The organism is Zoogloea oryzae, from assembly GCF_030161255.1.
GTDB lineage: Bacteria > Pseudomonadota > Gammaproteobacteria > Burkholderiales > Rhodocyclaceae > Zoogloea > Zoogloea oryzae.
This window is the reverse complement of record NZ_BSPX01000033.1, coordinates 19989-32406: the sequence shown is the minus strand read 5'-3', so window position 1 is coordinate 32406 and position 12418 is coordinate 19989. Positions and strand designations below refer to the sequence as shown.

Sequence of the window (12418 nt, the reverse complement as noted above, 5' to 3'; positions counted from 1 at the left end):
GAATGTTGTTTTGAATTGCTTACAGCGCCGCGATGACCGCGTCGCCCATTTCCTTGGTGCCGACGCGGCGGGTGCCCGGCTCGTAGATGTCGCCGGTGCGATAACCAGCGGCCAGCACCTTCTTGACGGCGGTTTCGATGCGCGCAGCCTGGGTTTCGAGATTGAAACTGTAGCGCAGCATCATCGCGGCCGACAGCATGGTGGCGAGCGGATTGGCGATGTCCTTGCCGGCGATGTCCGGCGCGGAGCCGTGGCTGGGCTCGTACATGCCCTTGCCGGCGGCATTGAGCGAGGCCGACGGCAGCATGCCGATGGAACCGGTGAGCATAGATGCTTCGTCGGAGAGGATGTCGCCGAACATGTTGCCGGTGACCATCACGTCGAACTGCTTGGGCGCGCGCACCAGCTGCATGGCGGCGTTATCCACCAGCATGTGGGAGAGCTCGACATCCGGGTAATCGGCCGACAGCTCGATCATCACGTCGCGCCACAGCTGGGTGGTTTCGAGGACGTTCATCTTGTCCACCGAGCACAGCTTCTTGTCGCGCTTGCGGGCGGCCTCGAAGGCGACCTTGCCGATGCGACGGATCTCGGACTCGGAGTAGATCATGGTGTTGAAACCGACGCGCTCGCCGTTTTCTTCACGGATGCCACGGGGCTGGCCGAAGTAGATGTCGCCGGTGAGCTCGCGGACGATCAGGATATCGAGGCCGGAGACGATCTCGGGCTTCAGCGACGAGGCGTTGGCAAGCTCCGGGTACAGGATGGCCGGACGCAGGTTGGCGAACAGTTCGAGCTGCTTGCGGATGCCCAGCAGGCCGCGCTCCGGGCGCTGGTCGCGGGGGTAGTTGTCCCACTTGGGGCCACCGACCGCGCCCAGCAGCAGCGCATCGGCTTCGTCGGCCAGCTTGACGGTGGCTTCGGGCAGCGGGGAGCCGGTGGCATCGACGGCGGCACCGCCGACGAGGGCGAATTCCGCTTCGAAATTGACGCCATCGCCGCGCAGCGCTTCGAGCACGCGCAGGGTCTGGTCCATGATTTCGGGACCGATGCCGTCACCCGGCAGAACACAGATCTTCATTGTTGATTTCCGTTTTTATCGTTGGTGAGCACCGGCAGCCCGCAGGCCGCCGGCACGATCAGGCAAACAGCCAGGGCTGGTCGATGCGGCGACGGGCTTCGAAGTCGCGGATCTTGTCGGCGTGACGCAGGGTCAGGCCGATGTCGTCCCAGCCGTTGAGCAGGCACTCGCGGCGGAACGGGTCCACATCGAAGGGGATCACCTTGCCATCGGGGCGGGTGATCGTCTTGGCGTCGAGGTCGACGTTGAGCCGGTAGCCGATGGTGGCGTGGCACTGGGCGAACAGCGCATCCACTTCGTCGGCCGCCAGCTTGATCGGCAGGAGGCCGTTCTTGAAGCAGTTGTTGAAGAAGATGTCGGCAAAGCTCGGGCCGATCAGCACACGGAAGCCGAAGTCTTCCAGCGCCCACGGGGCGTGCTCGCGGGAACTGCCGCAACCGAAGTTGTCGCGGGTGAGCAGCACCTGCGCGCCCTGATAGCGGGGCTGATTGAGCACGAAGTCCGGGTTCTTCGGACGACCGGAGTTGTCCTGGCCGGGCTGGCCCACGTCCATGTAGCGCCACTCGTCGAACAGGTTGGGGCCGAAGCCGCTGCGCTTGATCGACTTGAGGAACTGCTTGGGGATGATCGCATCGGTATCCACGTTGGCGCGATCCATCGGCGCCACGAGACCATCGAGTTTGGTGAACGGCTTCATTTACTTGACTGCCTTCTGGATGGCCTCGCCACCCTTTTCAATATCCTTGCCCAGACCCTGCACGGTGTTGCAGCCGGCAAGCAGCACGGCCAACACGGCGATCAGTGCGGTGAATTTGCGCATCGTCGAATCCTCCGCGATCAGGCCAGTTCGCGGACGTCGGCGAAGTGGCCGGCGATCGCGGCCGCCGCAGCCATGGCGGGGCTGACGAGGTGGGTACGGCCACCGGCGCCCTGACGGCCTTCGAAGTTGCGGTTGGAGGTGGACGCGCAGCGCTCGCCCGGCTCCAGGCGGTCGGCGTTCATGGCGAGGCACATGGAGCAGCCCGGCTCGCGCCATTCGAAGCCAGCGGCGACGAAGACCTTGTCGAGCCCTTCGGCCTCGGCCTGGCGCTTGACGAGACCGGAACCCGGCACCACCAGTACCAGCTTGACGTTGTCGGCCTTGCGACGGCCCTTGGCCACCGCGGCGGCAGCGCGCAGGTCTTCGATGCGCGAGTTGGTGCAGGAGCCGATGAACACCTTGTCGATGGCGATCTTGTTGATCGGCGTGCGCGGCGTAAGACCCATGTACTGCAGGGCGCGCTCCATGCCTTCGCGCTTGACCGGATCCTTCTCGAGGGCCGGATCGGGCACGGCGCCGTCGATCGCGGCAACCATCTCGGGCGAGGTGCCCCAGGTGACCTGCGGCTTGATCTGGGCGGCGTCGAGCTCGACCACGGCGTCGAAGACCGCGCCGTCGTCGGAGTGGAGGGTGCGCCAGTATTCGACGGCGCGATCCCAGTTCTCGCCACGGGGCGAGAACGGACGATCCTTGAGGTAAGCGATGGTCTGGTCATCCACGGCCACCAGACCGGCGCGGGCGCCCGCCTCGATGGCCATGTTGCAGATGGTCATGCGACCTTCCATCGACAGGCTGCGGATCGCGCTGCCGCCGAATTCCATGGCGTAGCCGGTGCCGCCGGCGGTGCCGATCCTGCCGATGATGGCGAGCACGACGTCCTTGGCGGTCACGCCGGCGCCAAGCTTGCCGTCCACGCGGATCAGCATGGTCTTGGACTTCTTCTGAAGCAGGCACTGGGTCGCCATCACATGCTCGACCTCGGAAGTGCCGATGCCGTGCGCGAGGCAGGCGAAGGCGCCGTGGGTGGACGTGTGCGAGTCGCCGCAGACGACGGTCATGCCCGGCAGGGTGGCGCCGTTTTCGGGTCCGATCACGTGGACGATGCCCTGACGCGCGTCCTTGAACGGGAAGTAGGCCAGCGCGCCGACTTCACGGATGTTCGAATCCAGGGTTTCCACCTGCTGGCGGGAAACCGGATCCTGGATGCCCTTATCCCAGTGGTCGGTCGGGGTGTTGTGGTCGGCCGTGGCGACGATGGAGTCCACGCGCCAAGGCTTTCGCCCGGCCAGCTTGAGACCTTCGAAGGCCTGCGGGCTGGTAACTTCGTGGACCAGGTGGCGGTCGATGTAGATCAACGCGGTGCCGTCGTCCTCGACGTGCACCACATGGCTCGACCACAGTTTTTCGTAAAGCGTCTGCGCTTGCATGGGCGATTGTTCGGTCAGGGTTGAAACCGGAGTGGGCGGAAAAACTTTTATTATTTCACAGGCCTAGTGTGCTGAGTAGCTTGCTCGTAGAGCGGCATCACGCGCTCGGCGTATACCCGTAGATCCTGCTGGCGTGTTTCGTTGGACGGGTGAGTCGAAAGCCACTGGGGCGGCGCGCCCTCCGAGGCCTTGGCCATCTTCTGCCACAGCACGATGGCGGCACGGGGATCGTAGCCCGCGCGGGCGGCGAGTTCGACACCGATTCGGTCTGCCTCGGTCTCGTGCTCCCGGCTGTTGGGCAGCTCGAAACTCACCTTGGCGACCGAGCCGAGCAGATCGGACCCGACCTGCCCCACCCCCAGCGCGGCACCAACGATGGCAACGCCCACATTCGTCACCATCGCTCTGGAGGCCCGTTCCCGCGCGTGCTCGCGCAGGGCGTGGGCGATCTCGTGACCCATGATCGCGGCGATCTCGTCGTCGGTCAGATCAAGGCGCTCGATGATCCCGGAGTAAAACGCGATCTTGCCGCCTGCCATGCACCACGCGTTGAGCTCGTTGGAGGTGAGCACATTGACCTCCCACTTCCAGCCCGGCGCATCCGGCCGGAACGCGCCCGTCGCGGGGATCAGCCGACGCGCCACCGCGCGCACCCGCTCCACCTGCTCCTTGTTGCGGTTGAGAGCGTTCTTCTGGCCCGCCTGCTGGAGGATCTGGTGATAGCTCTGGCTGGCGGCCTGATCCATCTCTTTCGCCGACACCATCATCGACTGCCGACGCTCGATGCCGACCGCGCCGCTCTGGGTGGTCTGCACCGTCTGGCAGGCCGTCACCACGCTGGCGGCCAGCACCATCGGCAGCACGCCGCGGGCCCATTCGAATCGCTTGCTCATGTCTCTCCTGTTTCGTCTTGCCGTTCAGATCAGGCCGCGGACGGCCGCACGCGCCATCCTGCGACCAGCACGACCAACCCCGCCAGCGCGAACACCGAGCCGGCCGTGTACGTCCAGGCGGGGCCAATCCATTCCCAAGTGTAGCCGCTAATCAGACCACCGATCATCCCGCCGGCGCCGAACGAGATGCTGCCGTAAAAGGCCTGTCCCTGGGCCTGGTGACGCACGCCGAACCAGTTGTTCACCACCGCCACCGCCGCCGCGTGATACGACCCGAAAGTCGCCCCGTGCAGGATCTGGGCAAACAGCAGCACCGCGAGCGAATCTGCACCCCAGCCGATCAGCACGAACCGCAGCACCGCCACCGCAAAGCTGAACACCAGGATTCCACGCAGCGAATACGCCTTGACGATCCGCGGCATGCCCATGAAGACGAGGATCTCGGCGACCACGCCCAGCGCCCACATCCAGCCCACCACCGACTTGCTGTAGCCGTGCTCGACCAGATGCACCGAGTAAAAGACATACAGCGCCCCGTGGGCGGCGGACATGAAGAAGCACGCGGCCAGCAGCGCCCGCACCTCGGGCCGGCGCAGCACCGTGCGCAGCGGCACGTGCTCCTCGTGGGTCGGTGGACGCCGGGCCTCGGGGATCGTCAATGCACACAGCAGGATGCCACCGAGGGTTGCCAACGCGATCCACAGCACCGCACGGATCGGCAGATCGTCGAGCAGATAGCCAAGGCCCACTACCGCGACAACGAAGCCCACCGAGCCCCACACGCGGATATTGCCGTAGCTCCCCGCCTTGCCCGCCAGATGGCTGAAGGTGAGCGTCTCGACCAGCGGTAGCGCGGCGCTCCAGAAGAAGGCCAGAAAGGCCATGCTGACAAACTGCGCACCGTAGGCATCGCTGACCAGAAAGCCGCCGAATCCGGCCACCGACAACGCCGCCGACAGCCGCACGATGGGCGTGCGCACGCCGACCCGATCCGCCAGCCAGCCCCACAGGGTGGGCGCCAGCATGCGCATCACCGACATCAGTGACATCAACACCGCGATCTGCCCGGCACTGCGGCCAACCGACTGGAGGTAGAGGCTGAAATACGGGGAAAAGGCGCCGATGAAGGCAAAGTAGAAGAAGTAGTAGCCCGACAGGCGCCAGTAAGGAATCATCGCCGCGATTGTACCGCCCATAAAAAAAGAGCGCCCGAAAGCGCTCTTGCTGGCAGAAACACGCGGTCGATCAGTTGACGGCCTGGCCCTTCAGCATTTCGTAGAGCTCGTCCTTCAGCCTGAGGCGGCGCTTCTTCAGATCTTCGAGTTCGAAGTCTGTTGCCAGCTCGGCATTGACCTCCACGCGCACCACGTGACGATTGACGTCGTGGTACTCATCGAATAGCCGGGCAAAGTGTCCGTTGGACACCTTGAGTGCGTGAATCTGGTCCCGATACTCGGGGAATTCGTGGTGAAGATCGTGTTGCTCCATGCGCTACCTCCCGGTCAATGGTCAATCTTGTATGTCTCGTGGGATTGACTCTACGCCCGCGATGCGCGCAAAAAGTTGACGACGATCAATCGTTGCGGAGCGGCGATGGGACGCACTGCACACCGTCCGGCGCCAGGCCGGCAATTTTTGGCGTGGCGCAGGCGACATCGGCGTTCTGGGCCCGATGGCGCAGGGCGTGATCCATCAAGACCAGCGCCAGCATGGCTTCGGCGATGGGCGTGGCACGAATGCCGACGCACGGATCATGGCGGCCGTGGGTGTTCACGACCACCGCTTCACCGGCCTTGTTGATGGAGCGCCGGTCGAGGCGCGTGCTGGCCGTGGGCTTGATGGCGATGCTGACGAGCACGTCCTGGCCCGACGAAATGCCGCCAACCACGCCACCGGCGTTGTTGGACAGAAAGCCCTCCGGGGTCATCTCGTCGTTGTGCTCGGTACCGAGCTGCGCCACGCTGGCAAAGCCGGCGCCGATCTCGACGCCCTTCACCGCGTTGATGCCCATCATGGCGTAGGCGATGTCGGCGTCGAGGCGGTCATAAACAGGCTCGCCCCAGCCGACCGGCACGCCGGTGGCCACCACGTTGATGCGCGCGCCCACCGAATCGCCGGACTTGCGCAGCTCGTCCATGTAGGCCTCGAGCTGCGGAACGACGGCCTGGTTGGGCGCGAAGAAGGCGTTGCCGTCGATCTCGTCCCACGACACGAAGGGAATCTCGACAGGGCCAAGCTGCGCCATGTAACCGCGGATCACGATGCCGAAATGCTGCTCGAGCCACTTGCGGGCGATCGCCCCGGCCGCTACGCGAACGGCGGTTTCCCGCGCCGACGAGCGGCCGCCACCACGGTAATCGCGGATGCCGTACTTCTGCCAGTAGGCGTAATCGGCATGCCCCGGGCGGAACTGCTCGGCGATGTTGCCGTAATCCTTCGAGCGCTGATCCTGGTTGCGGATCAAGAGCGCGATCGGCGTGCCAGTGGTCACGCCCTCGAACACGCCCGAGAGGATCTCGACCGTATCGGGCTCACGCCGCTGGGTGACGTGGCGCGAGGTGCCGGGCTTGCGCCGGTCGAGTTCGATCTGGATGTCGGCTTCGCTGATCGCCAGCCCCGGCGGACAGCCATCAACCACACAGCCGATGCCCGGCCCGTGGGATTCGCCGAAGGAAGTGACGGTAAACAGCGTGCCGAAGGTATTACCAGACATGAAGCACTCTCGAAGGGAACGAAAAACCGCCGGAGTCTAGCACGCTGCCGGCACCGGGCCAGCAGCGCGAAGACCGCAGACTTACTGGAAGAACTCGTCGAGACGCCCGAAGACCGGGTGCTCGCCGTCATGCTTTTTGACGTACAGCACGTCTTCGAGTTTCTCGACCTGCCTGATCATCTTCTCGAGACGTTCGTCCTCGAAGATCAACAGCCAGATGCGGCTCGTCTCGCCACCGCCGACCGGCATGCACAGGATGCCTTCGACGTTGAACGCGCGACGGGCAAACAGGCCGCAGATGTGGCTCATCACGCCCGGGTGGTTGGCAACGCCCAGCTCCAGCACGACCTTGTGGAAGCCGTTGTGCTCGGGAACGTCGGGGATGTACTCGGAAAGGTTGGTGTTCTGTTCGGACATCGTGTTCTCTCCTCGGGCTCAGCCGATCATCTCGGAGTTGGCGGCACCCGGCGGCACCATCGGGTAGACGAATTCGTTCGGATCGATCGTCGCGTGGATCAGGCAAGGGCCCGGCGTCTGCAGGGCTTCGGCCAGGGTGGCGCGGGGGTTCGGCGACGGATCGAGATTGACCGCGCGCATGCCGAAGCCTTCGGCGATCTTCAGGAAGTCGGTCGGGCGCTCGTAGCGGGACGCCATGATGCGCTTGCCGTAGAACAGGTTCTGCTGCTGGTGCACCAGGCCGAGGGACTGGTTGTTGAACAGCACGATCTTGACGTTGACGTTCTCCTGGGCGGCGGTGGCCATCTCCTGGATGTTCATCTTCAGGCTGCCGTCACCGGAGAAGCACACCACGGTGCGATCCGGCTCGGCCAGCGCGGCGCCGATGGCGGCCGGGAAGCCGAAGCCCATGGTGCCCAGACCGCCCGAGTTGAGCCACTGGCGCGCACGGCGGAACGGGTAGGCCTGGGCCACCCACATCTGGTGCTGGCCCACGTCGCTGGTGATGATCGCGTTGTCGTCGAGACAGTTGGCCACCGCATGGATCAGGCCGTAGGGCGAACGCGGGTTGTCGATGCCCGGCATGGCCAGCGGGAAGCGGCCCTTGAGGCTCTCCACGTGGGACAGCCAGCGCTTGCGCAGCTGCGGCTTGACGCGCGGCAGCAGCTCGCTGAGCACCTGCCCCACGTCGCCGGCGATGGCCACATGGGCGTTCTTCACCTTGTGCAGCTCGGAACGGTCGATGTCGATGTGGATGATCTTCGCGTTCGGGCAGAACTCGGCGGTCTTGCCGATGGCGCGGTCGTCGAAACGGGCACCGACGCAGATCAGCAGATCGGCCTCTTCGAGCACGTAGTTGGTGTAGCGCGCACCGTGCATGCCCAGCATGCCGATGGACAGCGGGTGATCCATCGGCATCGCGCCGAGGGCCATCAGGGTCATCGTGGTCGGCAGCGAGGCCTGCTCGGCCAGAGTCACGGCCATCTGGGATGCGCCGGAGTGGATCACGCCACCGCCCAGATAAAGCACCGGACGCTCGGCAGCCTCGATCATCTTCGCGGCCTCTTCGATGGCGGCGATGTCGAAGCTCGGCGCCGCGTCGGGCACGACCACGTCGGGGAACTCGTCGAAGCTGACCATCTGGTTCTGGACGTCCTTCGGCACGTCGATCAGCACCGGGCCGGGGCGATCGGACATGGCGATCCGGAACGCCGCCGGCACCACGTTGAGCAGATCCTTGGCCGAACGGACCAGGAAGTTGTGCTTGGTGATGGGGATCGTCAGGCCGTAGGTATCGACTTCCTGGAAGGCGTCGGTGCCGATCATCGACAGGGGCACCTGGCCGGTCAGCGCGATCATCGGGATCGAATCGAGCTTGGCGTCGGCGATGGCGGTGATCAGGTTGGTCGCACCCGGGCCGCTGGAGGCCAGGCAGACTTCCGGCCGGCCGGACACCCGAGCCATGCCCTGAGCGATGAAACCGGCGCCCTGCTCGTGACGACACAGGACGTGGTGAATCTGCTCGCTCTTGGAAAGCGCGTCGTACATCGGCAGCGCCGCACCGCCGGGCACACCGGCGATCGTGCGGATTCCTTGCCGTTCGAGCAGCTTCACAATCAGGTCTGCTCCAGTCATTTGCATCATCGAAATTCTCCTAGTGGCTTGGGAGCCGAACCGCAATCCAGGCCGGGGGCGCAACAAAAGACAAGACCCCCGCCGGTTGCGCGCCGGCGGGGGTCTGAAATTTCCTTGGACTGCCTTGGACCCTTACGACGCGCGAACACCTACGCTTACTACGCGTACTACGGCTACGACGTCGACAGGCAGGAAGGTGGCGAAGAGGGTCACGGTAAAGTCACGAAGTCATATACAAGACTGACTCTGAATTATTCTCACAAAGCCTCGAAAACACAAGTGATTTTTTGCGACGCATCCATCAAGGGAAGACGCATGTCACACCCGGACTAGGAATCACGCAACACCCGACGGAGGATCTTGCCGACATTGCTCTTGGGCAGCTCATCCCGGAACTCGACGAACCTGGGCACCTTGTAACCCGTCAGCCCGGCCCGGCAGTGGGCGATCAACGCCTCGGCGGTCAGGCTGGCATCCTTGCGGACGACGAAGATCTTTACCGCCTCGCCCGAGTGCTCATCTGGCACACCCAGCGCGGCCACCTCCATCACCCCAGGATGCGAGGCAACCACATCCTCGACCTCGTTGGGATAGACGTTGAAGCCGGACACCAGGATCATGTCCTTCTTGCGATCGACGATGCGGACAAAACCCTGCTTGTCGATGGTGGCCACGTCGCCGGTACGCAGGTAGCCGTCGTGGGTAAAGGTTCGCGCGGTTTCCTCCGGACGGTTGTAGTAGCCCTTCATCACCTGCGGCCCCTTCACGCACAGCTCGCCTGGCATGCCGAGGGAGACCTCGTAGCCGTCGTCGTCGCGCAGGCTCACATCGGTGGATGAGATCGGAAGACCGATGGAGTGGTTGAACTCCGGCAGATCCAGCGGATTGATGCACACCGCCGGCGACGTCTCGGTGAGGCCATAGGCTTCGGCCAGCGTCTTTCCGGTCACCTTCTTCCAGCGCTCTGCCACCGCCTGCTGAACCGCCATGCCACCGCCAAGCGCCACCTTGAGCGACGAGAAATCAAGCTTCTCGAACTCGGGGTTGTTGAGCAGCGCGTTAAACAGGGTATTCACGCCAGTGATCACCGTAAACGGATACTTGCCCAACTCGGCCACGAAGCCCGGGATGTCCCGCGGGTTGGTGATCAGGATGTTCGTCGCACCGATCTTGAAGAAGGTCAGACAGTTCGCGGTGAGCGAGAAGATGTGATAGAGCGGCAAGGCGGTGATGATGATCTCCTCACCTTCCTTCACGTAAGGGCTGATCCACGCGTGGGCCTGCTGCAGATTGGCCACGATGTTTCCGTGGGTCAGCATCGCGCCCTTCGCAACACCGGTCGTGCCGCCCGTGTATTGAAGATAGGCGAGGTCATCATGGCCGATCTGTACCGGCTGGAAAGTATCGGCAGCCCCCTGCCCCAGCGCATCACGAAAAGCGACACACCCCGGCAGGCTCCACGGCGGCACCATCTTCTTTACATGGCGGACCACGAAGTTGACCAGCAGCGATTTCGGAAAACCCAGCATGTCGCCAAGGCCGGTGACCACAACGTGCCGCAGCGCCTTCGTGTTGCCGATGACCTCCTGCAGCGTGTGGGCAAAGTTCTCGACGATGACGATCGCCTCGCACCCGGCGTCATTGAGCTGATGCTCGAGCTCGCGCGCGGTGTACAGCGGATTGACGTTCACGACGGTGAAGCCCGCCCGCAGGATGCCAAACATCGCCACGGGATATTGCAAACAGTTGGGCATCATCAGCGCGACCCGGGCACCCTTGGCAAGCTTCAACTCGCCCTGAAGGTAGCCGGCAAACTGCCGCGACAGCAATTCGAGATCGCTGTAGCTGATGGACTTGCCCATGCAGACGTAGGCGGTCCGCTCGGCAAACTTCCGGACGCCCTTGTCAAAAAGATCGGCCAGCGAAGAAAACTCGCCAACATTGATTTCGGCGGGCACGCCAGGGGGATAGCTTTGCAGCCAGATCTTGTTCATTTTGTCTCCTTTGTAGTTGGTGATCGAGCCCGAGCGGAGCCATGCGCCAAAGCGCAACCCCATCGGAATCCCGCCCTCCCCAGGCGGCCCTGGCGCCCCGTGGCGCCAGCTTCCAACATACCTTTCGACAGGCGTTCAAACGCCTTGTTTTGTGGGCTGCCCACCCCCTGTGCGAGCAGCCCTGTTTCGTGCAGAACCTAGTTCAAAAAGCAGGCGCCGATCAGGCCTGATCTTCCTCGGCCGGCCAGTTCCGGATGTAGTTCTTGAGCATCCGGTTTTCGAAACTCTGCTCTTCGAGCACTGCCTTGGCCACATCGTGAAAGGACACTACGCCCATGAGCGTTGTCTCGTCCATCACCGGCAGGTAACGCTGATGGTGTTCGACCATCTGACGACGGAGCTCGTCCATTTCCATGTTAACCGAAGCAGCGACAGGATTCTTGAGCATTGCCTGCTCGACAGGCAGAGTCTCCCACTCAGCGCCCGCCTTCTGGGTAGCGACAAGCACCTCCCGGAAGGTCAGCAGACCGACCATCGCGCCCTTGTCAAAAACGACGAGGGAGCCGACATCCTGCTCAGTCATGATCGCAACAGCCTCGGAGAGGGGCTTGGCAGGCGAGACCGTAAAAAGAACCTTGCCCTTGATCGCCAGAATTTCGCTAACCAGCATTTTCTTTCCTCTGAACGGCGCGCTTACGCCTAAAACCATACTGATCCGCATGGTATTCGATTGCATGATCCTGGAAAAGCTTTCCCTGATCAGGGCTTACCCTGAGCCTGCGCTCATATTTCACGCCATGCGGAACTCAGGCAGCGCCACCTTTTCGCGGGCCGAGCCCCTGAGACGCAATCAGCGCTCCAGGAACTTCAGCTTATCCTTCACGCCACGCCATTCATCGGCATCTGCAGGCGGCTCCTTGCGTTCGACGATAGGCGTCCAGGTCTTGGCGAGTTCGGCGTTGAGCGCGATGTAGCCCTGCTGATCCGCAGGCACATCATCCTCGGCAAAGATCGCCTCGGCCGGACATTCGGCAACGCACAGGGTGCAATCGATGCACTCATCGGGATCGATCACCAGGAAGTTGGGCCCCTCCCGGAAACAATCCACCGGACACACATCGACGCAGTCGGTGTATTTGCAGCGAATGCAATTTTCAGTAACGACATAGGTCATGGGGAACTCCTGATCTGATGACGGCGCCAGAGATCGGCACCGACAAAAACTTGCGAAACAAGCGGTGAAAGGGTGAGGAATATACCCCATTACCTCCGCTGGTGAGACCGGCCCTCCTTCACCGCAGGCATGGCAACTGGCGGCCTGTGCTTAAATGAGACAGTGCGCACTGGCGATTGTTCGCCGGCACTGGCGGACTAACACAGAATCCCGCTGGCGGCGAGA

13 protein-coding genes are annotated in these 12418 nt (G+C 63.3%); all 13 read right to left on the bottom strand.

Features of this window, described 5'->3' with window-relative positions; all coding sequences use genetic code 11:
• Positions 1-19: 19 nt before the first annotated feature.
• A complete protein-coding gene (leuB, locus tag QQK25_RS12005) occupies positions 20-1081 on the bottom strand; it encodes a 3-isopropylmalate dehydrogenase (protein ID WP_284188142.1) in 1062 nt (353 codons plus the stop codon).
• A 58-nt stretch (positions 1082-1139) separates the two neighbouring features.
• Entirely contained in the window at positions 1140-1778 is a 639-nt protein-coding gene (leuD, locus tag QQK25_RS12000; RefSeq protein WP_284188141.1) for a 3-isopropylmalate dehydratase small subunit, read from the bottom strand.
• Complete coding sequence (locus tag QQK25_RS11995; protein WP_284188140.1) at positions 1779-1901, bottom strand: entericidin A/B family lipoprotein; 123 nt, start codon at positions 1899-1901, stop codon at positions 1779-1781.
• Between the two features lie 17 nt (positions 1902-1918).
• The gene (gene leuC, locus QQK25_RS11990) at positions 1919-3328 is read right to left on the bottom strand and encodes a 3-isopropylmalate dehydratase large subunit (RefSeq protein WP_284188139.1); all 1410 of its coding nucleotides are present in this window, start codon (positions 3326-3328) and stop codon (positions 1919-1921) included.
• Between the two features lie 50 nt (positions 3329-3378).
• The gene (locus QQK25_RS11985) at positions 3379-4221 is read right to left on the bottom strand and encodes a M48 family metallopeptidase (RefSeq protein WP_284188138.1); all 843 of its coding nucleotides are present in this window, start codon (positions 4219-4221) and stop codon (positions 3379-3381) included.
• 29 nt (positions 4222-4250) lie between these two features.
• Entirely contained in the window at positions 4251-5396 is a 1146-nt protein-coding gene (locus tag QQK25_RS11980) for an MFS transporter (RefSeq protein WP_284188160.1), read from the bottom strand.
• Between the two features lie 70 nt (positions 5397-5466).
• Positions 5467-5709, bottom strand: coding sequence for an HP1242/YdcH family protein (locus QQK25_RS11975; protein WP_153160379.1), 243 nt, complete (start codon positions 5707-5709; stop codon positions 5467-5469).
• 85 nt (positions 5710-5794) lie between these two features.
• Complete coding sequence (aroC, locus tag QQK25_RS11970) at positions 5795-6934, bottom strand: chorismate synthase (protein WP_284188137.1); 1140 nt, start codon at positions 6932-6934, stop codon at positions 5795-5797.
• Positions 6935-7015: 81 nt separating this feature from the next.
• Positions 7016-7351: an acetolactate synthase small subunit gene (gene ilvN / locus QQK25_RS11965; RefSeq protein WP_284188136.1), complete on the bottom strand. Its 336-nt coding sequence runs from the start codon at positions 7349-7351 to the stop codon at positions 7016-7018.
• 18 nt (positions 7352-7369) lie between these two features.
• Complete coding sequence (gene ilvB, locus QQK25_RS11960) at positions 7370-9034, bottom strand: acetolactate synthase large subunit (protein ID WP_284188135.1); 1665 nt, start codon at positions 9032-9034, stop codon at positions 7370-7372.
• A gap of 320 nt (positions 9035-9354) precedes the next feature.
• On the bottom strand, positions 9355-11019 hold the full coding sequence (locus QQK25_RS11955; RefSeq protein ID WP_284188134.1) for a long-chain-fatty-acid--CoA ligase: 1665 nt from the start codon (positions 11017-11019) through the stop codon (positions 9355-9357).
• Between the two features lie 220 nt (positions 11020-11239).
• Positions 11240-11689, bottom strand: a complete 450-nt coding sequence (locus QQK25_RS11950; RefSeq protein WP_284188159.1) for a CBS domain-containing protein — start codon at positions 11687-11689, stop codon at positions 11240-11242.
• Positions 11690-11869: 180 nt separating this feature from the next.
• Positions 11870-12193, bottom strand: a complete 324-nt coding sequence (fdxA, locus tag QQK25_RS11945; protein WP_153160383.1) for a ferredoxin FdxA — start codon at positions 12191-12193, stop codon at positions 11870-11872.
• Positions 12194-12418: the final 225 nt, after the last annotated feature.

Coding starts and splice junctions, on each gene's coding strand:
- QQK25_RS11950 (WP_284188159.1), bottom strand. CDS start 11,689: ATGCTGGTTAGCGAAATTCTGGCGATCAAGGGCAAGGTTCTTTTTACG.
- QQK25_RS11985 (WP_284188138.1), bottom strand. CDS start 4,221: ATGAGCAAGCGATTCGAATGGGCCCGCGGCGTGCTGCCGATGGTGCTG.
- leuC (WP_284188139.1), bottom strand. CDS start 3,328: ATGCAAGCGCAGACGCTTTACGAAAAACTGTGGTCGAGCCATGTGGTG.
- QQK25_RS11980 (WP_284188160.1), bottom strand. CDS start 5,396: ATGATTCCTTACTGGCGCCTGTCGGGCTACTACTTCTTCTACTTTGCC.
- QQK25_RS11975 (WP_153160379.1), bottom strand. CDS start 5,709: ATGGAGCAACACGATCTTCACCACGAATTCCCCGAGTATCGGGACCAG.
- QQK25_RS11995 (WP_284188140.1), bottom strand. CDS start 1,901: ATGCGCAAATTCACCGCACTGATCGCCGTGTTGGCCGTGCTGCTTGCC.
- ilvB (WP_284188135.1), bottom strand. CDS start 9,034: ATGATGCAAATGACTGGAGCAGACCTGATTGTGAAGCTGCTCGAACGG.
- leuB (WP_284188142.1), bottom strand. CDS start 1,081: ATGAAGATCTGTGTTCTGCCGGGTGACGGCATCGGTCCCGAAATCATG.
- fdxA (WP_153160383.1), bottom strand. CDS start 12,193: ATGACCTATGTCGTTACTGAAAATTGCATTCGCTGCAAATACACCGAC.
- ilvN (WP_284188136.1), bottom strand. CDS start 7,351: ATGTCCGAACAGAACACCAACCTTTCCGAGTACATCCCCGACGTTCCC.
- leuD (WP_284188141.1), bottom strand. CDS start 1,778: ATGAAGCCGTTCACCAAACTCGATGGTCTCGTGGCGCCGATGGATCGC.
- QQK25_RS11955 (WP_284188134.1), bottom strand. CDS start 11,019: ATGAACAAGATCTGGCTGCAAAGCTATCCCCCTGGCGTGCCCGCCGAA.
- aroC (WP_284188137.1), bottom strand. CDS start 6,934: ATGTCTGGTAATACCTTCGGCACGCTGTTTACCGTCACTTCCTTCGGC.